Annotated in this window: 23 protein-coding genes, 4 tRNA genes and 1 pseudogene; 18 read left to right on the top strand and 10 right to left on the bottom strand. The window is 35.0% G+C overall.

The features are described from left to right. The first annotated feature begins 112 nt into the window (after window positions 1-112). The 8 genes from alaS (at window position 113) to rarD (ending at window position 5,999) form a co-directional block, all read left to right on the top strand. Window positions 113-2,746, top strand: coding sequence for an alanine--tRNA ligase (alaS, locus tag GQ590_RS00070; protein ID WP_160405811.1), 2,634 nt, complete (start codon window positions 113-115; stop codon window positions 2,744-2,746). Window positions 2,747-2,889: 143 nt separating this feature from the next. Next, complete coding sequence (gene csrA / locus GQ590_RS00075; protein ID WP_065635930.1) at window positions 2,890-3,090, top strand: carbon storage regulator CsrA; 201 nt, start codon at window positions 2,890-2,892, stop codon at window positions 3,088-3,090. Window positions 3,091-3,211: 121 nt separating this feature from the next. After that, window positions 3,212-3,304 (top strand) — tRNA-Ser (locus GQ590_RS00080). Window positions 3,305-3,323: 19 nt separating this feature from the next. Then, window positions 3,324-3,400, top strand: a tRNA-Arg gene (locus tag GQ590_RS00085). Window positions 3,401-3,417: 17 nt separating this feature from the next. Continuing rightward, window positions 3,418-3,494 (top strand) — tRNA-Arg (locus GQ590_RS00090). Window positions 3,495-3,515: 21 nt separating this feature from the next. Beyond that, window positions 3,516-3,592: transfer RNA gene (locus GQ590_RS00095), tRNA-Arg, on the top strand. Window positions 3,593-3,737: 145 nt separating this feature from the next. Continuing rightward, window positions 3,738-5,030 carry a serine--tRNA ligase gene (gene serS, locus GQ590_RS00100; RefSeq protein ID WP_160405812.1) on the top strand — a complete coding sequence of 431 codons (1,293 nt, stop codon included), beginning with the start codon at window positions 3,738-3,740 and terminating at the stop codon, window positions 5,028-5,030. A 72-nt stretch (window positions 5,031-5,102) separates the two neighbouring features. Further along, window positions 5,103-5,999 (top strand): EamA family transporter RarD, encoded by an 897-nt coding sequence (gene rarD / locus GQ590_RS00105; protein ID WP_065635932.1) that lies wholly within the window; start codon window positions 5,103-5,105, stop codon window positions 5,997-5,999. A gap of 301 nt (window positions 6,000-6,300) precedes the next feature. Here the strand turns inward: rarD and GQ590_RS00110 are convergent, their stop codons facing one another. The 4 genes from GQ590_RS00110 to GQ590_RS00125 all read right to left on the bottom strand — a co-directional run bounded on the left by GQ590_RS00110 (window position 6,301) and on the right by GQ590_RS00125 (window position 10,489). Next, entirely contained in the window at window positions 6,301-7,647 is a 1,347-nt protein-coding gene (locus GQ590_RS00110; RefSeq protein ID WP_160405813.1) for an APC family permease, read from the bottom strand. 115 nt (window positions 7,648-7,762) lie between these two features. After that, window positions 7,763-8,179, bottom strand: coding sequence for an OsmC family protein (locus GQ590_RS00115; RefSeq protein WP_065635934.1), 417 nt, complete (start codon window positions 8,177-8,179; stop codon window positions 7,763-7,765). A 190-nt stretch (window positions 8,180-8,369) separates the two neighbouring features. After that, window positions 8,370-9,443, bottom strand: coding sequence for a lytic murein transglycosylase B (gene mltB / locus GQ590_RS00120; RefSeq protein ID WP_160405814.1), 1,074 nt, complete (start codon window positions 9,441-9,443; stop codon window positions 8,370-8,372). Between the two features lie 56 nt (window positions 9,444-9,499). Next, a complete protein-coding gene (locus GQ590_RS00125; protein WP_160405929.1) occupies window positions 9,500-10,489 on the bottom strand; it encodes a 2-hydroxyacid dehydrogenase in 990 nt (329 codons plus the stop codon). A gap of 267 nt (window positions 10,490-10,756) precedes the next feature. Here GQ590_RS00125 and GQ590_RS00130 point away from each other — a divergent pair, with 267 nt between their 5' ends. The 5 genes and pseudogenes from GQ590_RS00130 (at window position 10,757) to GQ590_RS00150 (ending at window position 14,204) form a co-directional block, all read left to right on the top strand. Then, on the top strand, window positions 10,757-12,019 hold the full coding sequence (locus GQ590_RS00130; protein ID WP_160405815.1) for an AmpG family muropeptide MFS transporter: 1,263 nt from the start codon (window positions 10,757-10,759) through the stop codon (window positions 12,017-12,019). 8 nt (window positions 12,020-12,027) lie between these two features. Continuing rightward, the gene (locus GQ590_RS00135) at window positions 12,028-12,690 is read left to right on the top strand and encodes an NAD(P)H-dependent oxidoreductase (RefSeq protein ID WP_160405816.1); all 663 of its coding nucleotides are present in this window, start codon (window positions 12,028-12,030) and stop codon (window positions 12,688-12,690) included. 257 nt (window positions 12,691-12,947) lie between these two features. Then, window positions 12,948-13,298 carry a DDE-type integrase/transposase/recombinase gene (locus GQ590_RS00140; RefSeq protein ID WP_160405930.1) on the top strand — a complete coding sequence of 117 codons (351 nt, stop codon included), beginning with the start codon at window positions 12,948-12,950 and terminating at the stop codon, window positions 13,296-13,298. A gap of 15 nt (window positions 13,299-13,313) precedes the next feature. After that, window positions 13,314-13,427: pseudogene (locus GQ590_RS12795) on the top strand (IS3 family transposase); the annotation flags it as partial. A gap of 93 nt (window positions 13,428-13,520) precedes the next feature. Next, window positions 13,521-14,204, top strand: coding sequence for a GntR family transcriptional regulator (locus GQ590_RS00150; protein ID WP_160405817.1), 684 nt, complete (start codon window positions 13,521-13,523; stop codon window positions 14,202-14,204). Window positions 14,205-14,288: 84 nt separating this feature from the next. On the opposite strand, the gene GQ590_RS00155 is transcribed toward GQ590_RS00150, so the two are convergent. Together GQ590_RS00155 and GQ590_RS00160 are read right to left on the bottom strand one after the other, a co-directional pair. Next, window positions 14,289-14,900, bottom strand: a complete 612-nt coding sequence (locus GQ590_RS00155) for a CHAP domain-containing protein (protein WP_202112813.1) — start codon at window positions 14,898-14,900, stop codon at window positions 14,289-14,291. 146 nt (window positions 14,901-15,046) lie between these two features. After that, a complete protein-coding gene (locus tag GQ590_RS00160; protein ID WP_160405818.1) occupies window positions 15,047-15,640 on the bottom strand; it encodes a CHAP domain-containing protein in 594 nt (197 codons plus the stop codon). Between the two features lie 146 nt (window positions 15,641-15,786). On the opposite strand from GQ590_RS00160, the gene yccX reads away from it, so the two are divergent. The 5 genes from yccX (at window position 15,787) to GQ590_RS00185 (ending at window position 19,409) form a co-directional block, all read left to right on the top strand. After that, window positions 15,787-16,065 carry an acylphosphatase gene (yccX, locus tag GQ590_RS00165; protein ID WP_160405819.1) on the top strand — a complete coding sequence of 93 codons (279 nt, stop codon included), beginning with the start codon at window positions 15,787-15,789 and terminating at the stop codon, window positions 16,063-16,065. An 80-nt stretch (window positions 16,066-16,145) separates the two neighbouring features. Then, entirely contained in the window at window positions 16,146-16,709 is a 564-nt protein-coding gene (lptC, locus tag GQ590_RS00170; RefSeq protein ID WP_160405820.1) for an LPS export ABC transporter periplasmic protein LptC, read from the top strand. A gap of 3 nt (window positions 16,710-16,712) precedes the next feature. Continuing rightward, on the top strand, window positions 16,713-17,267 hold the full coding sequence (gene lptA, locus GQ590_RS00175) for a lipopolysaccharide transport periplasmic protein LptA (protein ID WP_160405821.1): 555 nt from the start codon (window positions 16,713-16,715) through the stop codon (window positions 17,265-17,267). A gap of 1 nt (window position 17,268) precedes the next feature. Further along, a complete protein-coding gene (lptB, locus tag GQ590_RS00180) occupies window positions 17,269-17,994 on the top strand; it encodes an LPS export ABC transporter ATP-binding protein (RefSeq protein ID WP_160405822.1) in 726 nt (241 codons plus the stop codon). Continuing rightward, on the top strand, window positions 17,994-19,409 hold the full coding sequence (locus tag GQ590_RS00185) for an RNA polymerase factor sigma-54 (protein WP_160405932.1): 1,416 nt from the start codon (window positions 17,994-17,996) through the stop codon (window positions 19,407-19,409). Before lptB ends, GQ590_RS00185 begins: the two co-directional genes overlap by 1 nt. Window positions 19,410-19,439: 30 nt before the next feature. Here the strand turns inward: GQ590_RS00185 and GQ590_RS00190 are convergent, their stop codons facing one another. The 4 genes from GQ590_RS00190 to leuB form a co-directional block, all read right to left on the bottom strand. Beyond that, on the bottom strand, window positions 19,440-20,204 hold the full coding sequence (locus GQ590_RS00190) for a class I SAM-dependent methyltransferase (protein ID WP_091122860.1): 765 nt from the start codon (window positions 20,202-20,204) through the stop codon (window positions 19,440-19,442). 46 nt (window positions 20,205-20,250) lie between these two features. Beyond that, entirely contained in the window at window positions 20,251-20,853 is a 603-nt protein-coding gene (gene leuD, locus GQ590_RS00195) for a 3-isopropylmalate dehydratase small subunit (RefSeq protein ID WP_065610387.1), read from the bottom strand. 11 nt (window positions 20,854-20,864) lie between these two features. After that, window positions 20,865-22,265: a 3-isopropylmalate dehydratase large subunit gene (gene leuC, locus GQ590_RS00200; RefSeq protein ID WP_160405823.1), complete on the bottom strand. Its 1,401-nt coding sequence runs from the start codon at window positions 22,263-22,265 to the stop codon at window positions 20,865-20,867. A 156-nt stretch (window positions 22,266-22,421) separates the two neighbouring features. Then, window positions 22,422-23,501 carry a 3-isopropylmalate dehydrogenase gene (leuB, locus tag GQ590_RS00205; RefSeq protein ID WP_160405824.1) on the bottom strand — a complete coding sequence of 360 codons (1,080 nt, stop codon included), beginning with the start codon at window positions 23,499-23,501 and terminating at the stop codon, window positions 22,422-22,424. Window positions 23,502-23,551: the final 50 nt, after the last annotated feature.

The raw sequence follows: 23,551 nt of genomic DNA on the forward strand, positions 1-23,551 counted from the left end.
TGTAATATTAACTAGATCCGCTTCAATAGTAACAATATTTACTTTTCAACTTTAGTTGTAACGAGTATTATTACAGTATTTAAAAATCTATCGTTTTTATATGGAAGCATAAATGAAAAGCACTGCAGAAATTCGTCAAAGTTTTCTTGACTTTTTCCATAACAAAGGACATGAAGTTGTCGCAAGTAGTTCCCTTGTTCCACACAATGACCCAACTCTATTGTTTACTAATGCAGGAATGAATCAATTTAAAGATGTTTTTCTTGGTGTTGATAAGCGTTCTTACACTAGAGCCACAACATCGCAACGTTGTGTCCGTGCGGGCGGTAAACATAATGATTTAGACAATGTCGGCTACACAGCTCGACATCATACTTTTTTTGAAATGTTAGGGAACTTCAGTTTCGGCGATTATTTTAAGCATGATGCAATTCATTTTGCATGGGAATTATTAACCAGTAAAGAATGGTTTAATCTACCTAAAGATAAACTAACTGTCACTGTTTATGAAACCGATAACGAAGCATATGCAATTTGGGAAAAAGAAATCGGTATCCCTAAAGAACGCATAATTCGTATTGGTGATAATAAAGGTGCGCCATATGCTTCTGATAACTTTTGGCAAATGGGGGATACAGGTCCTTGTGGTCCTTGTACCGAAATTTTCTACGATCATGGTGATCACCTTTGGGGTGGGCCTCCTGGTAGCGCTGAAGAAGATGGCGATAGATTTATCGAAATTTGGAACATCGTCTTTATGCAATTTAATCGCCATCCTGACGGCACAATGGAACCATTACCTAAACCATCAGTCGATACAGGAATGGGGTTAGAGCGCATTGCCGCTGTTTTGCAACATGTCAACTCTAATTATGAAATAGATCTTTTTAAAAAATTAATTAAAGATGCAGCAGAGATTATTCAAACTAAAGATCTAGAAAATAAATCACTACGCGTTATTGCCGACCATATCCGTTCTTGTGCTTTTCTTATTTCAGATGGCGTATTACCTTCAAACGAAGGCCGAGGCTATGTATTACGACGTATAATTCGACGTGCAGTGCGCCATGGACATATGCTTGGCGCAAAAGGCATATTTTTCTACAAACTGGTAAAACCATTAATTGATGTGATGGAAAGCGCTGCGGTTGAATTAGCCAATAATCAAAAACAAGTTGAAGACGCACTTAAACTAGAAGAAGAGCAATTTCTAAAAACATTAGAACGTGGATTATTTTTGCTTGATCAAGAGTTAACAAAAATCACAGGCAAAATATTACCCGGTGATGTTGCATTTAAACTTTATGACACCTATGGCTTTCCACTAGATTTAACCGCAGATGTATGTCGCGAAAAAAATATCTCTATCGATGAAGAAGCCTTTAATCGATGCATGGAAGAACAACGAAAGCGCGCACGTGAATCAAGTTCATTTAGTGTTGATTATAGCAACGTCATCAAACTTGATGATGAAACTGAATTTTTAGGTTATCAAGCCACTGAAGCTTCAGGTAAGATTATTGCTATATTTAAAAATGGTCAAAAAGTTGACAGTATTCATACTGGTGATGAAGCTATTATCATTCTAGATAAAACACCATTTTATGGTGAATCAGGTGGTCAAATTGGTGATAAAGGCTTATTAACAGCTGCAAATGTTGAATTTACTGTTTTAGATAGTCAAAAATATGGAAAAAGTATCGGCCATATAGGTAACATCGTCAAAGGCTCTTTAAAAGTTGGAGACACAGTTACAGCGGCAATTGATGTTGAGCTACGTGAGCGAATTCGTCGTAATCATTCAGCTACACATTTATTACAAGCTGCATTACAACACGTTTTAGGTAATCATGTTCATCAAAAAGGGTCTTTAGTCAATGATAACTATCTGCGCTTTGACTTTTCACATAACCAAGCCATAACGCAAGAACAAATTATTGAAATAGAAAACCTTGTTAACCGACAAATTCGTCGCAATTTACCAGTTGATATTGAGCTTATGCCGATCGATGAAGCCAAAAACAAAGGCGCTATGGCACTATTTGGTGAAAAATATGACGATATAGTAAGAGTGCTTACTATGGGCGATTTTTCGATTGAACTTTGCGGTGGTACTCATGTAGATAGAACCGGCGATATTGGTTTATTTAAAATAATATCAGAATCAAGCATAGCATCTGGCGTACGCCGTATTGAAGCGACCTCGGGGCAAAATGCAATGGATCTAATACACTATGAGTCAAATTTATTAACTCAGATTGGACAAATCATTAAAAGTGATAAATCTGCAGTTTTAGCACGTATTGAACAACTGTCTGATCAAACCAAGCAGCTTGAAAAAACAGTTGAACAATTAAAAGCACAAAAAGCTAGCCAAGAAAGCGCTCAATTGCTTAATCAATGTGAACAAATCAATAATACTAATGTACTTATTGCTAAACTTGACAATATTGAAGCAAAAGTATTACGCACTATGATTGATGATCTTAAAAATCAGTTAAAAACAGCCGTAATTATTTTGGCTGCTGTTAACGATGGAAAAATCAATTTAGCTGCAGGTGTAACTAATGATTTAATCAAAAATATTAAAGCTGGTGAGCTAGTTTCTCAATTGGCATTAAAAATAGGTGGTAAAGGTGGTGGGCGGCCTGATTTCGCTCAAGCAGGTGGAATGGATCTCTCAGCATTACCCGAAGCATTATCTTCGGTAAAAAAGGAAATCAGTAATAAATTACAAGCAAGTTAGCCATATATACTCAAGTATTTGTTAATTGAATATTAGAGTTTTCCTCAAAATTCCATCTTCTATCTTATAGATATAGATGGAGGCTGACGAAGCTATATCTTAAAATTGTTTGGATATACACTTAACTGATATTAGGAGAGCTCATGTTAATTTTAACTAGGAGAGTAGGTGAAACACTAATAATTGGGGACGATGTAGTTATTACCATCTTAGGCGTAAAAGGCAATCAAGTCAGAGTTGGTATTAATGCACCTAAAGACGTTTCTATTCACAGAGAAGAGATATATAACAGAATTCATCAAATACAAGATTCAACGGATGAATTCCCCGAGCCTAAAGGGTAATATTGGGCAGTAAATAAACAACTAACGCACATAAACGAAAAAATGTTTGACTTATTTTTTGTAAAAAGTAATATGTGCGCCACACATTATGATTTTGTTGTTCAAGAAGTCGTTATGTATTGGTGAGATGGCCGAGAGGCTGAAGGCGCTCCCCTGCTAAGGGAGTATGCGGTCAAAAGCTGCATCGAGGGTTCGAATCCCTCTCTCACCGCCATTTTAAAAATTTAAAATATGCATCCGTAGCTCAGCTGGATAGAGCACCCGGCTACGAACCGGGAGGTCAGGGGTTCGAATCCCTTCGGATGCACCATTTTAAAACTTCAAAACGCATCCGTAGCTCAGCTGGATAGAGTACCCGGCTACGAACCGGGCGGTCAGGGGTTCGAATCCCTTCGGATGCACCACTTTTTTTAACGAACTTACACGCATCCGTAGCTCAGCTGGATAGAGCACTCGGCTTCGAACCGAGCGGTCAGGGGTTCGAATCCCTTCGGGTGCGCCATTTCGGTTGAATCCCGACATAATTCTAGTATACTAAGCTAACAAAATTTAATATCTAAAATCAATCTACTTTTTGATTTATAAGTTCTATATTAGAATAACGATAAAGTAGAAAGATATACCCTAATTAATAATGGACACTATTTATGTTGGACCCGAATTTACTCCGAAATGAATTGGATCTTGTTGCTAAAAAATTAGCTCGTCGTGGATTTAAATTAGATGTTGATACTATTCGTCATCTAGAAGAAAAGCGTAAAGTATTACAAGTTGAAACCGAAAACCTACAAGCGGAACGTAATGCTCGCTCAAAAGCAATTGGTGAAGCAAAGGCTCGAGGCGAAGACATTACCGCTGTTCGTGAAGAAGTAAATAAGCTTGGTGAAAAACTTAACAGTGCTAAAGCTGAGCTTGATATCTTACTAAACAAAATTAAAGATATCGCCTCGACCATTCCTAACATGCCTGATGATTCTGTTCCTGATGGTAAAGACGAAAATGACAATGTTGAAATTTCTCGCTTTGGCACACCAAGAACATTTGATTTCCCTATCCAAGATCATGTTGCATTAGGTGAACGTTTTGGTGGTCTTGATTTTGCAGCTGGCGTAAAACTAACGGGTGCACGCTTTGTGGTTATGAAATCACAAATAGCACGCTTACATCGTGCTATTACCCAATTTATGTTAGATTTACATACCGAACAACACGGTTATGCTGAAATTTATGTACCATATCTTGTCAACCAAGCAACATTATTTGGTACAGGACAATTACCTAAGTTTGCAGGTGACTTATTCCACACCAAGCCGCTAGACGAAGAAGCAGAAAGCAGTAATTATGCTTTAATTCCAACGGCTGAAGTCCCTGTAACTAATCTAGTGCGTGACGAGATTCTTGATGAAAGCGTATTACCATTAAAAATGACAGCCCACACTCCATGCTTCCGTTCAGAAGCAGGATCTTATGGTAAAGATACTCGAGGCTTAATCCGCATGCATCAGTTTGATAAAGTTGAACTGGTACAAATTGTTAAACCAGAAGAATCAATGAAAGCACTAGAAGAGCTTACAGCACACGCAGAAAAGGTACTACAGCTACTTGAACTTCCTTATCGTAAAATTGTACTTTGTACGGGCGATATGGGCTTTGGTTCATGTAAAACCTATGATCTTGAAGTATGGGTGCCTGCGCAAAATACTTATCGCGAAATCTCGTCTTGTTCTAACATGTGGGATTTCCAAGCTCGCCGAATGCAAGCTCGTTATCGCAATAAAGCAGATAACAAAACTTATTTAGTCCATACCTTAAACGGTTCAGGATTAGCTGTAGGACGTACGCTTGTCGCCATTATGGAAAACTACCAACAAGCAGATGGCACAATTAAAGTCCCATCAGTTTTATTGCCTTATATGAACGGTGTTGAAGTTATTGGCTAAGTAAAACCAAACTTATTTAATAGCGCTACTTATTAGTTAGCGCTATTTTTTTATTAACAAAAGAGAAAGAAAATGATAAAAGGCGTCACACTTTTAATATTTGCATCATGTCTTTTTGCTTTGCTTTATTACTACCCTGTACTATTACAGCCATTATCTGTTATTGATATTTTTTGCTGGCGACTATTAACCTCGTTTCCTGCAATTATTGTATTAATTATCATCCAAAAACAATGGTCAGCAGTAACAGCTCTATTCACACGCATAAAACAGCAACCGCTTTATTTATTAGGACTGATATTTTCCTCTTTTTTGCTAACTATCCAAATGATGATTTTTATCTGGGCGCCAGTTAACGGACATGGACTATCAGCATCGCTAGGTTATTTTTTATTACCATTAACTATGGTCATTTCAGGACAAATCTTTTACAAAGAAAAACTCAGCTTTTTACAAAAAATTGCTGTTGGGTTAGCAGCTTTAGGGGTAATCATCGAAATCACAACCACAGGCGCATTTTCGTGGGAAACAGCCATTATAGCCTTAGGATATCCCATTTACTTCATCACAAGAAGAAAATTGCAAATAGAAGGGATTGCGGGCACATTTTCAGACTTCTTGTTTATCTTTATCGGTTGCCTTATTTACTTCTCGTTAAATTATAATGCACACAAAATTATTGGAGATATTGTCCATTTTCCGATTTATATTCCAATGTTAGGAATCATAACTGCTATTGCTTTTGCTATATACTTTTTTGCAAGGCAATTATTGCCGCTGGGGTTATTTGGCTTGCTCGGTTATGTAGAACCCGTATTGTTAACCATCGTTTCGGTATTATTTTTACATGAGACAGTATCTTCTGAGCATATTGCCTCATATGGACTAATTTGGCTATCAGTATGCGTACTTGCTTTAGAAGGAACTATTTTTGTTTTACGAGCAATAAAACGAAAAAGAATACGATAATAATACTTAAAAATTTTCAATTTATATATAGTAGCCTAGTAGCTTGGTAAACTTGACTGGTGAAAAGTAATAATCCATTAAATAATAATTTAGAGTATTTATTTCACCTATTAGGCATCCATTTTACTAAAATAAATTTCAATAAATAATGAGCATCTGCTAAGTTAAGTTTAAGTGATTATATTTAATTGCACTTTTATATATGTATAAAAAACTCCGTAAACTACAAATATTAAGGAGAAAATAGACAAAAAACGAATATATATTTATTTGTAAACCTTCAATAAGCACATGGCATTGCTTACTTACTTTTTTCTAACCATATTAGTTGAGCTTGACCTTTATTTAAACTGAGAATAATTATTCCCACGATGAACCAAATAACGCCAACAATCTTTGCATCATTATCAATATGAAATAGCACAGGCAATAGCACCACGATACCAATAATTGGCATAACAATATCTAAAATCCACGAAAGCCATCCTTTTGAGCCTTTTTTAAGTTTAAAATAACCGATTACAGACAAATGCAACATAATAAATGCCGTCAATGCTCCAATATCAACAAATGATACCAAAGTGGGTAATCCTTTGGCATTATTAGCCGCAATGACCACTAGGCATAAATTAAATAGTGCAGCAAATAAAACGGCTATTGTTGGTACACCAGTACTTTTACCAACTTTAGCAAGAAAAGAGGGCAAACGTTTATCACGCCCCATACTAAATAAAAGACGACTTGCTGCAGCTTGTCCAACCATTGCTGCAAATGATGCACCAATAGCTTTCATTAAACCTAGTGCCCACCCTAACCACAGATTAATTTCTTGATTAACAATATGATAGTAAACTTTACCTTGTAGTTCTGGATGACTACGCAAATATTCCGGGTTATAAGGGTTAAGTAAGCTACCAACATAAATTTGTAGCACAAATAAACACCCAGCTAAAATTAAACAACATATAATCGCTTTACTAACTAAATTATGAGGTCCGCCATTTTCTTCGGAAAAAGTAGCAATAGCGTCAAATCCCAAATAAGATAATACAGCAATAGACACAGCATTAAATAGATTACTCCAACTGAATAAATTACCTCCAATAAAAGGTTGTAACCAATCTCTGTTACTACCATTAGTGGCTATTATCCAAATACCAACAGATAACACAGCAAGTAATATAATAATTTCAAATATCAAGATGATTAACGTAATTTTAGTCGATTTTCTAACACCAACTAAATTCAGCGTAGTAGTTAACATTACAGCTAAACATGTCCATAACCATACTGGCACTTCGGGAATCAATGCATTGAACGATATACCGCTAAATAAGTACGCAACCGCAGGGATAAACATATAATCAAGTAACAACAACCAGCCTACTAAAAATCCGGCACTAGGATGAATGCCAATAGAACAATAAGCATAAACAGCTCCCGCATGCGGTAAAGCGTTTGCCATTCTGGCATAAGAAAGCGCGGTAAATGCCATTACCAACGTTGCAACAATATAGACTAAAACAATAGCGCCATCGCTTATCGCATCTAAAACACCAAATAGCCCTATCGGTGCTGCAGGGCCAATAAAAAGCAATCCCAGAATAACTAAATCCCGAAATCGCATATTTTTGCTTAACTGTTGCATAAAATCATGCTCTTATGGCAATTATCAATAAAATAAATATTAAATGATGAATGCAAAATGTGCTAAGATCTGCTTGTTATTAGCTTATAATTATTAGTTATAAGTATGCAATTTACTAATACTCTCTAATTTCATAGGTATAAGTCATTTTTGCTGTTTTACCAAGCATGATAGAGGCGCTACAATATTTTTCTGATGCAAGTTTTACTGCCATTTCAACGGCTTCGTTATCGATATTAATACCCGTAATGACAATATGAAAATTAATTGACGTATACACTTTAGGGGAGGATTCTGCTTGAGTTTTATCAATATCTATCCAAAGATCACGAACATCTTTTTTTTTATTTTTTAAAATTGCAATAATATCATAAGCCATACAACCAGCTGCACCATGCAACAAAAGCTCCATAGGGCGAGCTCCACGATTACGGCCACCATGCTCAATACCACCATCCATAACTAATGAATGCCCACTTGCTGTTTCACCTAAAAAACCAAAATCATCCACCCACTTTAAACGATCTTTCATTATTCGCTCCTTTTAATTTACCTTTAAATTTTGCGTTACAATTTACTAAATAACATAAATGTTTTTAATCATTCTGTCATCTTTTGCCTGCCATATTAATGTTATGCTAGCCATAAAAAAGGTCGCAATTGCGACCTTGAAATCTTATAGAATATAAGCCAATCTGGCTTAATACTAAGCAATAAAATCGTTATCTGGCATCTTTAACTGCCAGCCCTAATTGCCAAACAGCCATGGCATAATGTGTACTGTGATTGTAACGAGTAATCACATAAAAGTTTGGTAATCCATACCAAAATTGGTAATTATCACCCATATCAAGCCGTAATAAGCTAACTTGTGTATGTCCATCTAACGAGCTTTGTGGTTTTAACCCAGCTTTTGCCAATGTTTCAATTGAATATTTAGTACTAAAACCAGTATCAAGTGATAGTGCTTGACCATCAGCCATTACAGCCACTTTTTTACCACGTTGCCAACCGTATGATTTGAAGTAGCTTGCCACACTACCAATAGCATCAACGGGATCCCATAAATCAATATGCCCATCATGATTAAAATCAACAGCGTGACGTCTAAATGCGGATGGCATAAATTGGCCATATCCCATAGCACCAGCAAATGATCCACTCAAATCAAAGGGATCAACGCCCTCATCTCGGCACATAACTAAAAAATCTTCTAATTCGTCAGAAAAATACTGCGCACGTCTTGGATAGTAAAATGCAAGAGTAGACAAGGCATCAATAATTTTAGTTTTACCCATCACTCTACCCCAACCTGTTTCAACACCAATAATACCAACAATAATTTCAGGTGGTACGCCGTATTTATTATAAGCACGCTGTAATTCTTTTTGGTATTGATTCCAAAATTCAACACCTCGTGGAAGGTTACTTGCAGTAATAAATTTATTTTTATATCGGATCCAAGCGCCATTTGGCACTGTTGATGAGCCTGCTTTTGGCGCTTGCTTATCCATTAGATTAATGACCCAATCAAGCTTATTGGCTTGTGCAAGCACATTACGCAACTGTTCACGGTTAAAACCATGTTTGTTGACCATTCTATCGATAAACTTTTCTTGATCAACAGCTAATGGGGCGCTTGTGGTTTTTTCCTGATTATGATCTTTTTCAAGATAAACCCCACCCTTGACATTGGTATGTCCACGGTGTTCTTTCATTGGTGATGTTGGCGACCGCTTATTACTACAAGCTGCAAGCAATAAAATTAAACTAATAAATACAATAATGCGCTGCATAAAAAAACCATATTTTAAGTAGTTGAAAAATCGACAACATCATAAGATATTTATTATTATTTAACAATATTTGGGCATAATTTACCTTCAGATATTTGTTGAATATTATTTAACGTGGTATCTGAAATATTCAATAACGCTTCTTGTGTTAAAAATGCCTGATGCCCCGTAAAAATAACATTATGACAAGAAGACAAACGACGAAAAACATCATCTAAAATAACATCATTCGATTTATCTTCAAAAAAGAGATCACGCTCATTTTCATAAACATCCATGCCTAAAGCACCAATTTTAGTTTTCTTTAATGCATCAATAGCTGCGGTTGCATCAAGTAATGCACCACGACTAGTATTGATAATCATCACACCATCTTTCATTTTTTGAAAAGATTCTTTATTTAATAAATGATAATTTTCAGGTGTCATAGGGCAATGTAGCGTAATCACATCTGATTTTGCATATAACTCATCTAACTCAACATATTGCGCTCCTAATTCAACTGCAACATCATTAGGATAAGGATCATAGGCAAGAATATGCATACCAAAACCTTTCAAAATGCGGATAACTGCTTGACCAATTTTTCCCGTACCAATAACACCAGCAGTACGATTGTGCATATTAAATCCAGTTAATCCATCTAACGAAAAGTTCGCATCACGAGTACGCTGATAAGCTTTATGCGTTTTTCTATTTAGCGTCATCATTAACGCAACCGCATGTTCTGCAACTGCTTCGGGCGAATAAGCAGGAACACGAACAACAGTAATACCTAATTTTTCAGCCTCGGCTAAATCAACATTATCAAATCCTGCACAGCGAAGTGCTAAAATTTTAATACCATAACTGGCCAATTTTTGGAGTACTTTTTTATCGATTTCGTCATTCACAAATGCACAAACCGCATCATAACCTTGGGCTGTAACTACTGTTTTATGGCTTAATTTATGCTCATAATACTCGATATCAAAACCAAATTTTTTATTTGCGATGTCTAAATGTTCTTTGTCATAATGCTTACTGCTAAAAACAGCAACCTTGATTGAACTTTTCATATTACTGACCTCTTTTTTATGATAATTAGTTAATTTTTTAATTGGATATTGGCATTAAATTTTATACTGAAACACATAGTATTCCTGAAACTTTTTAACAAGACTTAATTTGAATAATGAGTTTTTAGTTTTCAATGTAACTTTTTATGTAAAAATGACTGTAGAATAAATCGGCTATCTTAATTTACCAAATTATTTTTTAAAATTGTGTGCTATGATAGCACTTTGCCAAAAACTAACCAATAAAGTTAAATAATGGATAATTCGCAAAATTCACTTTTAAAAACCATTTTTACTACCAAGATGATGATCTGCATTTTTACGGGTTTTGCTTCTGGTCTTCCTTTTTATTTATTATTACAGCTTTTACCTGCATGGTTAGAAAGTGATGGCATCAATATCAAAACGATTGGAATTTTTTCATTAACGCAAATTCCCTATATTTTTAAATTTATCTGGTCACCATTTATGGATGGCTTTTCATTGTTTAATTTAGGCAGGCGGCGAGGTTGGATGCTTGGATCTCAAATTGTGCTTATCTTTTCAATTGCAATATTGGGATTTTTTTCGCCTTCATTAAATATTTGGTTAATAGCAACCATTTGCTTTATTATTGCGCTATTTTCAGCAACTCAGGATATTGCACTCGATGCCTTTAGACGAGAATTATTACTTGATAAAGAATTAGGCCTTGGTAACAGTATTCATACTAACGCCTATCGAATTGCTGGTTTAGTACCAGGTTCATTATCACTTATATTATCAAACTCTCTGCCATGGAATAGTGTTTTCATCATTACTGCACTATTTATGCTACCCGCTATCATAATGACACTGCTAGTAAAAGAGCCTATTAGTCAAACATCAAAAAAACATGATTTTGAAGATGTCATCATTAAACCATTTAGTGAATTTATTAACCGAAATGGACTTAAAACAGCAATATTGATTTTAGCATTTATCTTTTTATATAAATTAGGCGATAGTATGGCTACATCCTTAGCCACACCTTTCTACTTACAAATGGGGTATAGTCGCCCTGATATTGGTTGGATTGCCAAAAATGCCTCTTTATGGCCAAGTGTGTTTGGTGCATTAATAGGGGGGATTTTGATGATCAAAATAGGTATAAACCGAGCACTATGGTCTTTTGGTGTTGTCCAAGTTATCTCAATTTTAGGATTTGTTTGGCTTTCGATAGAAGGGCCGTTTACTACAATAGGAACATCTCAAAAAATGTTATTAGCCATAGTGATAGGGATTGAATCACTTGGTGTCGGTCTTGGTTCGGCTGCTTTTGTCGCATTTATTGCAAAAACAACTAACCCACTTTATACCGCAACCCAATTTGCTTTATTTACTAGTATTGCCTCAGTACCTAGAACGTTAATTAATGCATCTACAGGTATTATGGTTGAATATTTAGGTTGGACAAACTTTTTTTGGTTATGTTTTATTCTTGCCATTCCAGGTATGTTATTATTATTAAAAGTTGCCCCGTGGAATAGCAAATCTTAGGAGAAAATATGGACAAGCTAACCCAAGCATTCGACTTTAGACATGCATGTAAAAAATTTGATGGCACAAAAAAGATCAATAATGATGATATTGAATATATATTAGAAGCTGGGCGACAATCTCCATCATCATTTGGTATGGAACCTTGGCATTTTGTGGTGGTTGATAGCAAAAAAATAAAAGTTGAATTACGCAATGTTTGCTATAACCAAGAGCAAGTCACAAGCTGTTCGCATTTTGTCATTGTGCTTTACCGCAAAGCGAATAATTTTACGTTACAGAGCGATTATTTACGACAAACAATTGCACGCACCTTACCGGATCCCAATAATCAAACCGATATTGATATTGCTTGCCAAGGCTTTATCAATTTTTGCGAACAAGGCTTAGCCGACGGCTTAACCATCAACCACTGGTCAGAAATGCAAGACTATATTGCTAGCGCCAATATGATGACAGCAGCGGCATTTCGTGGTATCGATTCATGTGCTATTGGTGGGTTTGATCATGATAAAGTCATAAAAATTCTAGAAAAACACATCCCACAATTTGGTAGTGACTTATTTGGTGTTGGACTTTGTTTGGCTTTTGGTTACCGAATTAACGAACCAACTGCACATATCCGTTGGCCACTTTTAGACTTAACCACATACCTATCAGATAATAGCTAAACTGTAGGAAAACGCCGAGTTGTTTACACTTCATGGTTAAAATAATTCGCTAAAAACTCATAAAGCATTTTGCTTGAAATCGTTTTATGCAGTTTAACGGTATAGAATCCTGAATATTTTTTACAAAATAACCGGCAAAATAAACCAATAAATGGCCCTACTGATTTTTGTCTATTCAATTTATACTGATAATAAGCATAATATGTAGAAATCCCTCGCGTTGTTTACGGTAATTTGATGTCGGTGATAAAAAACAAATTGTTGTTGCGGATTTAACCTATATTCAAGTTAAGCAACGTTGGAACTATTTATGTGTTTTAGTGAACTTATCCGATAGGCAGATTGTCGGTTACCATGTTGGCCAACATAAAACAGCAGAGCTTGTTATGTCGGCATTAAGCCAAATTAAACTGCCATTATCGAAATTAGATTTATTTCATTCTGACCGAGGTAAAGAGTTTGATAATCGGTTATTAGCGGATTGTTTTAAGACATTTAATATCACGCATTCATTAAGCAAGAAAGGATGTCCTTATGACAATGCGGTAGCGGAAGCAACATTTAAAACAATTAAAACGGAATTTGTAAAAGGCCAACGTTTTAACTAAGCAGCTGAGTTACAACGCGCTTTTTCGGCTTATGCTTATTGGTATAATCATAAACGATTACATTCTTCGTTAGGCTACTTGCCTCCCGTTGAATTTAAAAAACACTTACCCCTTAATTTTTTTGTTTGAAAATGTGTTGCTATTCCAATCAAAAAAACTTTTCTTATACCTAAAAATATCCTACTATTCTCCCTTATTTTGTTCCTTGCATAAGAATGATATATGTTTAAATCTGCCGACTTGAATATTTCAGAACCCGTTAATCAACAAATTTATCGTAAATTAAGAAAAGCGATTATTACTTGTCAAGTATTGCCTGGTGTTTTACTGTCAGAAAAAGAGATTTCTAGTCAATTTAGTGTTTCAAGGCAACCGGTTAGAGAAGCGTTCATTAAATTAGCCGAAGCGGGACTAGTGCAAATTCTTCCTCAACGAGGAACATTTGTCACAAAAATATCGATTAAAAAAGTGATGGATGGGCAATTTATTCGTGATGCTGTTGAATGTGCAATTATTAGGCAAACCGCATTAAAAATTAATGACTCAGATATTTTATTACTGCAAAAAAATATTGATGAACAAAAAGAGGCCAATAAACATAAAAATATTCAATATTTTCTAGAAAAAGATGATGAATTTCACCAAATTTTAATGAACGTAATAGACTGCCAAATGGCATGGGAAACGGTTGAAAATATTAAAGCTATGATGGATCGCGTAAGATTTCTTTCATTAGAAGAAATTTCGCCTCCCGAAGATCTTGTTAAACAGCATGAAAAAATCTTAGTAGCTTTAAAAAATCATGATCCAGATCTTGCAGCAATAGCTCAACATGAACATTTATCGGCTATTTTGGAGACTATAAAAATAGTATCAAAACAGAAGAATGAATGGTTTGTTGATTAATCTTCATTAACGATCTGAATTATTATTTTGCATATTTTCTGTAACTATGCCACTTGTTATTGTAGTTTACTCAGATGTAGGCAATTATTTATTTTTACGTAAATACCCCAAAACACGAAAGTTATCTATTTTCCAAATTCCATCTTTAAATATGAGAGGATAAGTGGCACGGCTGCTTGCATTTGGCCCCGGATTTTGTTGAACAATTTCAATTTCATCATCTGTTACTTTGCTAATGATAGCGACATGTCCATACCTTGACAGACCAAAAACAATGATATCGTCAACTTGTGGTTTAGTTGGTGAACCATTATGAAATTGTAATAAATTTCGTTTAGGATTAATTTGGCCATCAGCAATAGTGTCGTCAAAGAAATTTTTAGCATGACCATAACTATCTGGCATTTTATGATTAAAACGCTGATAATAATAGCGCTTAATAAATTCAACGCATTGATATTTTTGCCCTAAATTATAACCGTCTTGAGTTAGATTACGCCCACTCACATTACCAGTACTGCCATTATAATAAACATCAACACCATTGAATTGATCAACAACTGTGCCTATTTTATCTTTATCAACTTGCATATCAAGATACACATATTGATAAAAAGCATAACCACTAAATACAGATAAAATGATGAAGAAAAAAAATAGTTTTTTTTTGTATTTGAATAATATTATATTTTTCATTATTAGAATTTATTTTCCTATTATATTGTTATAAATATTTTCCTATTAAAAACAAAATCATGCTGCTTGAACCTGAGGATCTATTAAGCTATTTTTATTAATCTAGGTATTTGGGGATAATATTATTTAATAACTTATTAATTATATTACATTTTACGTAAATAACCTAAAACGCCATAATTCTCTATTATCCATTTCCCATCTTTAAAGATTAAAGGAAAAGTTGCTCTACTGTTTGCATTTGGTCCCGAATTTTGTTGCACAATCTCAATTTCGTTATCGGTTACTTTACTTACAATGGCAACATGTCCGTAACTTGTCCAATTAAGAATAATGATATCTTCAACTTTTGGTTTTGTTGGTGAGCCATTGTGGAATTGTAATAAATTGCGTTGTCGATTAATTTTGCCATCAGCAACTAATGGATCAAAGAAATCTTTTGCATGCCCATAGCTATTAGGCATTTTGTGGTTAAAGCGCTGATAATAATAACGTTTGATAAATTCAACACATTGATATTTAAGACCTAAGTTATAGCCGTCTTTAGCAATATTTCTTCCACTTACATTATAAATACTGCCGTTATAATAGACTTTCACACCATTAAATTCATCAATGACTTTTCCTATTTCTTGTTTATTAATTTCAATATTGGCAAAAGCACATGAATTAAGTGTATAGTAGCTTAACACTGATAATAACCAAAACCAAAGGATCCCTTTTTTATATTTCAATAACATGTTTATTTCCATTATTTTAATTGTATATTATTAATTATAATCATTTATTTTTATTAAAAAAATAGAATTTAATCGAATAATAAAAATATTATTATTCATGTATGTAAAATTAAGCTTACAATTTAAAACAAAGTAGGAATTATAAAATGATTAAAAAAGTTAAAATAGATATTAGTGGTCTTGTTCAAGGTGTAGGATTTCGTTTTTTTACTTATCAGCAAGCCCAAAAACTGGGTTTAGTTGGTTATGTTCAAAATTTAGATAATGGCGATGTTGAGATTATAGCTCAAGGTGATAGTTTACAAATAAGCAAATTAATAAAATGGATTGAAAATGGCGGTCCTGCATCTTCACGCATTTCACATGTTAATATTTTTGAATTATTACCACAAAACGATTTAACTTCTTTTAATGTTCGATATTAATTTAATAAAAAATAAAGTAGAATAATTAAAATTTTGGCATTCGAAATAATAATTTCTAATTAATGTGAAAAACGTATGTTATGAATAAAAAAAATCTAATCTGTTTTTTACTTCTCATTGTTGTTATCGGTGTTTATTATAATTATCAAAAAGGAGATGAGGTTGTAAATCAATCCACTCTAAATATATCAGATAAGCCGATTTATCAAAGTGATGAAATGTTAACAGATATTTACGATTTATCAGGGGATCTTATTTATAAAATTGAGTCTAGTAATGTTAGGCATTTTGATGATTCAGACAATACTGAATTTGATTTACCTAATTTTACGTTTTATGATCAAGATCATTTAGCAGCATGGCATATTAAAGCCAAAAAAGCGACGTTAACAAATGATAAACAGCTTTACCTTTATCAGGATGTTGAGTTAGATAATTTGACGCAAGACGCCCAATTAAAACAAGTAAAAACAGATAATGCAGTGATAGATTTAACTTCACAGCTAGTTACATCAAAAGATCCTGTCATCATTAATGGGGTGGGGTTTTATTCAACCGGTATTGGGTTAGCCAGTGATTTACATAGCAAAACGGCTAATATACTTGAAAATGTAAAAACATATTATAACACTGAGGCAAAATAAAACATGAATTCCCTAAAACATACTGTTTTTTCATTAATTTTATTATTACCTATCTCTTTGAGTAGTTTTGCTAATGAACCATCTAAGCAATCTACAGACACTAAAGGAGAACATAAAATATTCGCTGATAATAAGCCCATTACAATTGATGCAAATAATCAACACATTGATATTGAAAAAAATATAATTACGTTTATTGGTAATGTTATCATTGTTCAAGATGGGTTAACCATAAATGCTGATAAAGTTGTTATTACCGACATGCAAGATACGGAAAAACAAAAAATTACAGCTTATGGTAATCCTGTAAATTATAAGCAAATTTTGCCAGAAAAAAATAAAATTGTAACAGGTCATTCGGCTCAAGTGATTTATGATGTAAAACAAAATAATGTTGTTTTACAAGGTAATGCAGAATTATTTCAGCAAGATAACCATATTATTAGTGATCGGATTACTTATGATGTCAAAAAACAGCAAATAGTTGCGCAGCCGGGTAAAAATGGGCGAGTAAAAAGTACGATTATCCCAAATCAAGTAAAAGGGATGAACAAATAAAATGTCAATTTTAAAAGCAGAAAACCTAGCCAAAGTATACAAAAAACGACGTGTTGTTGAAGATGTTAGCTTAATGGTTAATTCAGGTGAAATTGTCGGACTATTGGGACCAAATGGTGCAGGTAAAACCACTACGTTTTATATGGTAGTTGGTATAGTGACATTAAATGCAGGTAAAATTTACCTTGATGATCATGATATTAGCATTTTACCTTTACATGAGCGAGCTCAAAAAGGCATTGGTTATTTACCGCAAGAAGCGTCTATTTTTAGAAAATTGTCTGTAATTGATAATATTATGGCAATTTTAGAAACACGCAAAGATATTGATAAAAATGAAAAAATCGATCGTGCGGAAGAGTTACTTGAAGAATTCCATATTACGCACATTCGTGACAGCATAGGGCAATCGTTATCGGGTGGCGAAAGACGGCGAGTTGAAATTGCCAGAGCATTAGCGGCAAATCCAAAATTTATTCTGCTTGATGAACCTTTTGCAGGTGTCGATCCTATTTCAGTCATTGATATCAAAAGTATCATTAAACATTTGCGTGATCGTGGATTGGGTGTATTAATAACCGATCACAATGTGCGTGAAACATTAGATGTTTGTGAACGCGCTTATATTGTCAATAAAGGACATTTAATTGCTGAAGGTTCACCTAGTGATATCTTAAGTAATGAATATGTAAAACGAGTCTACTTAGGAAATGAATTTAGGTTATGATGAAACCAAGTTTACAACTGAAAGTTTCGCAACAGCTTTCGATGACACCACAATTACAATTGGCGATTCGATTACTCCAGTTGTCAACTTTAGAACTTCAACAAGAAATTCAAACCACTTTAGAAAATAACCCATTACTTGAAATTGCCGATCAATATGACGAAATTAACGTTGAACAACACGATGAAATTGAACATATTGACACGCGTGAAGCATTAGATAGCCAAGAGATACCCGATAATATTCCACTTGATGCATCTTTAGATGATATTTATACAGCAGGTACCCCATCTGGAACAAGTTCAGATTACCGTAATGATGAATTACCTATCTATCAAGGCGAAACTCACGAAACATTACATGATTATTTAGAATGGCAATTAGAGCTAACACCTTTTAGTGATACGGATAGGGCAATAGCCATTTCAATTATAGAAGCGATTGATGAACGAGGCTATTTGACCGTTTCGTTAGATGAGATTTTAGAAGAACAAGGTAATGATGAGATTGAATTTAATGAAGTTGAAACTGTTTTAAAGCGTATTTGGCATTTTGACCCTATTGGTGTTGGTGCAAGATCGCTACAAGAATGTTTATCTATCCAAATTCAAAATTTATCCCCTCCACCTTTTGTTAATCAAATAATTAATCAATATTTAGATTTATTAGCTAGCCGTGATTATAGAACCTTAAAAAAAGTATTAAATGCTAGTGATGAACAGTTAAAAGAAGCAGTCAATTTTATTCAACATTTACACCCCTATCCAGGTGAATCAATAAATACAACGCCTCCCGATTATGTACTACCTGATGTGTTAGTCAAAAAATTGAATGGAAAATGGATTGTTGAATTGAATAATGACACAATGCCAAATCTACGTATCAATCAGCAGTATGCAGCAATGGAGAAGATAGCAAATGAAAGTGATAGTCAATATATTCGCTCGCATTTACAAGAAGCCAATTGGTTTATTAAAAGTATCGAAAATCGTAACGAAACCTTATTAAAAGTCAGTCAGTTTATTGTTGAGCATCAACAAGCATTTTTTGACAATGGTGCAGAACATATGAAGCCGATGATTTTGTCTGATGTAGCTGCTGCTATTGAAATGCATGAATCGACGATTTCTCGTGTAACAACTCAAAAATATCTGCATTGTCCAAGTGGAATTTATGAACTTAAATTCTTTTTCTCAAGTCATGTTAATAATGATTCAGGCGGTGAGGTTTCATCTACTGCTATCCAAGCATTAATTAAAAAATATATATTGGCAGAAAACAGTAAAAAGCCATTAAGTGATAGTAAATTAGTTTCGATGCTTGAAGAGCAAGGCATTATTATTGCACGTCGCACCGTAGCAAAATACCGTGAAGCCTTATCAATTCCGCCATCAAGTCAACGAAAACAGCTTTAAATGTAAAGCTGTTTATGACAACGGATCGTTTTAGATAACTTTTTCAGTTTCAATAATCATCATATCCGTAGTAAAAGAACCATCTGCTTGAAGTTCAAAATATTTTTTTGTATCGTCGGCTGCTGTTTCTTGGTAAATTCGTATCGCTTCAATCAACTGTTCAGGAGTACGCATTCGTTTAACCCATGTATCAAAAGAGAGTGTTAAACGATGACGAGTTATATTATTAATGACGAAACCCGCTTCAGTTAAAAAGGTTAACCACTCACCGGGGGTATAGTCACGAACATGTGAGGTGTCACGCATGGCTTCAACGGTTTGTAACCAAATATCTAATACAGGGTGACCTGGTGACACAACATCCATAATAATTAATTTACCGCCAGCTTTAGTTATTCGATGAAGCTGTCGAATACTTTTGCCTACATCATGCCAATGATGAGCTGAATAACGACTAACAACAATATCAAATTGATTATCATCAAAAGGGGGATATTCAGCATAACCTTGCTTAACGGTTATATTTTGTAAATTGCGCTCTTTTGCTGTTTGCGCTACAACCGATAACATTTCATTTGAAAGATCATAAGCTGTAACATGTTTAACATATTTTGCCGCAATAAAACTGACATGGCCTGCACCACATCCCATATCAAGTAGGTTTGCCTCGGAATGCGATATAAGTAGATTAGATAAATATTCAAGATCAGGCCCTTGAGCATGTACTTTGCTAGTTAAATAGGCATTGGCTTGCTCGCCAAACTGCTGTTTTACATTGTCATGATGTGTTGCCATTGTCGATTCTCATTATTGGGCGCAAATAAGCGCCCAAAAGTTAAAGTTAAGCTAAAAATGAAGGGATTTTATGTTCAAAGTCGCTAATCGCTTCTTCATGTTGTAAGGTTAAACCAATATTATCTAACCCATTTAACAAACAATGACGTTTAAAAGCATCAATTTTAAATGAATATTGCTTATCGCCAGCAATGACCACTTCATTAACTAAATCGATGGTAAATTCAATGCCTTCATTGGCTTCGACAATTTTAAATAACTCATCGATATCCTCTTCGGATAAATTGACCAACAATAACTGATTGTTAAATGAGTTATTGTAAAAAATATCGGCAAAACTTGAACCAATAATAGTTTTAAACCCATAATCAGCAAGCGCCCAAGGGGCATGTTCACGTGATGATCCACAACCAAAATTTTCACGCGTAAGTAAAATACTAGCACCTTTATAGCGTGGTTTATTTAAAACAAATTCAGGATTAGGTTGCTCACCAGCATCATCTAAAAAACGCCATTCATGAAAAGCATGTTTACCAAATCCAGTGCGTGTTACTTTCTGTAAAAACTGTTTTGGAATGATTGCATCTGTATCGACATTAGCCGCATCTAAAGGAACAACTAATCCGGTATGTTTTGTAAATTTAGCCATGACAAGTCTCCTTAAAATGGTTTGCGAATATCAGTAAAATGACCAGTAATTGCTGCCGCTGCCGCCATTGCTGGGCTAACTAAATGGGTTCTAGCATCGCGCCCTTGGCGACCTTCGAAATTGCGGTTACTGGTTGATGCGCAGCGATCTCCTGGTGCTAATTTATCATCGTTCATTGCAAGACACATAGAGCAACCTGGTAAGCGCCATTCAAAACCTGCTTCAATAAAAATTTTATCTAATCCTTCGGCTTCGGCTTGTTCTTTTACTGGTCCTGAGCCTGGAACAACTAACGCTTGCACACCATCAGCTACTTTACGGCCTTTAGCTATTTGCGCAGCAGCTCGTAAATCTTCTATACGCGAATTGGTACACGAACCGATAAATACTTTATTAATTTTAATATCAGACATGTTTGTTCCTGCTGTTAACCCCATATAAGCAAGCGCCCGTTCAGCGGAATGTTTTTCAATAGGATCAGCAAAATCATTAGGATTTGGTACTGTTGCATCAATTGATGTAACTTGACCAGGATTAGTACCCCAAGTGACCTGTGGGGCGATATCTTTGCCTTCTAACGTCACAACTGTATCAAAATGTGCACCTTCGTCGGTTTTTAATGTCTTCCAATAGGCAACAGCTTTATCAAAATCCTCACCTTTAGGTGAAAATTGGCGTCCTTTTAAGTATTCAAATGTAACCTCGTCTGGCGCAATAATGCCCGCTTTTGCTCCCATTTCAATTGCCATATTACATAATGTCATGCGTCCTTCCATGGATAATGATTTAATCGCATCACCACAAAACTCAACCACATGCCCAGTACCGCCAGCGCTGGTGGTTTTACCAATAATAGCTAAAATAATATCTTTAGCGGTAATGCCGTCAGCAACTTGCCCTTTAACTTCAATTTTCATGGTTTTAGCACGACCTTGTTTTAAAGTTTGAGTTGCTAGCACATGCTCAACTTCTGACGTACCAATACCAAAAGCTAATGCACCAAAGGCACCATGAGTTGCGGTGTGAGAGTCACCACACACAATAGTCATACCCGGTAAAGTCATACCTTGTTCAGGGCCGACTACATGCACAATACCACGTAATGGGCTTTGTAAATCATATAACGAAACACCAAACTCTTTGGCATTTTTTGCCAGTTCGGTTAATTGAATGCGAGCCATTTCGCTGCAAGCATTTAAATCATTACTTTTGGTTGAAGTGTTATGATCCATTGTTGCAAATGTTTTATGTGGTTGACGTACTTTACGGTTCATGGCTCGTAAACCATCAAACGCTTGTGGTGAAGTTACTTCATGCACTAAATGGCGATCGATATATAAAATAGGCGTCTCGTTTGGCGCTTCGTAAACGACATGTGCATCATATAATTTTTGATACAGTGTTTTTGACATTGCATATTCCTTATTATTTTTTACAACCGGTATTAGTTTTAAACTTTGATATTATTTACTAATACTGTAATTAATTGAATTAAAAAGGATAAAATGAGCAGTTTATTCTGCATACTTGAGTATCCCTTTACTACACATTTAACATAGCTAATTCAATTAAATAAGCTTACAAATAATATCTCCCATTTCATCAGTTGAAACAGGTTGTTCTTTTTGTGCAAGATCGATAGTGCGATAGCCTTGTTCTAATGCTTTATTTACCGCAGTTTCAATGGCGGATGCAATATCATCGCGTTTTAAACTATAACGAACTAACAAAGCTAAAGACAAAATTTGTGCTGCTGGATTAGCAATATTTTTGCCGGCAATGTCAGGTGCACTACCACCTGCTGGTTCATATAAACCGAAACCTTGCTCATTAAGACTAGCAGACGGCAACATACCCATAGAGCCAGTTATCATGGCACATTCATCGGATAAAATATCACCAAACAAATTAGAGCATAAGATCACATCAAATTGTGAAGGATCTTTAACAAGTTGCATTGTGGCATTATCAATATACATATGCTCAAGCGCTACATCAGGATAATTCTTAGCAACTTCAGTCACCACTTCGCGCCATAAAATCGAGGTTTGTAATACATTGGCTTTATCAATTGACGTTACTTTTTTGCGACGTAAACGTGCTGCTTCAAAGCCCATTTTGGCGATGCGCTCAATCTCAAAACGGTGATACACTTCAGTATCAAAAGCCTTTTCTTGTGCACCACTTCCTTCACGTCCTTTTGGTAAACCAAAATAGATACCACCAGTTAACTCGCGCATACATAAAATATCAAACCCACGCCCTGCAATATCGGCACGCAATGGACAAAGATCTTCTAAACCTTGATATAAACGAGCAGGGCGCATATTTGCAAATAATTTGAAGTGTTTACGTAATGGTAATAACGCGCCACGTTCGGGTTGCTTTTCAGGTGGTAGATTTGTCCATTTTGGACCACCCACTGAACCAAATAAAATAGCATCGGCTTTTTCGCAGCCTTCTAGTGTTTCATTAGGTAATGGACAGCCATGAATATCAATCGCAGCCCCCCCAACATCATACTCGCTAGTTGTGATTGAAAGCTGATATTTTTGGCGGATAACATCAAGTACTTTATAGGCTTGCTTCATCACTTCTGGGCCAATGCCATCGCCAGGTAATACTGCTATATGGTAGTTTTGTGACATTTTTTATTCCTTTACAATCTTATTTAATTTGCTTGTTTTGCTGTTAAATG

This window comes from Gilliamella sp. Lep-s35 (assembly GCF_009795845.1).
Classification (GTDB): Bacteria; Pseudomonadota; Gammaproteobacteria; order Enterobacterales; family Orbaceae; genus Gilliamella.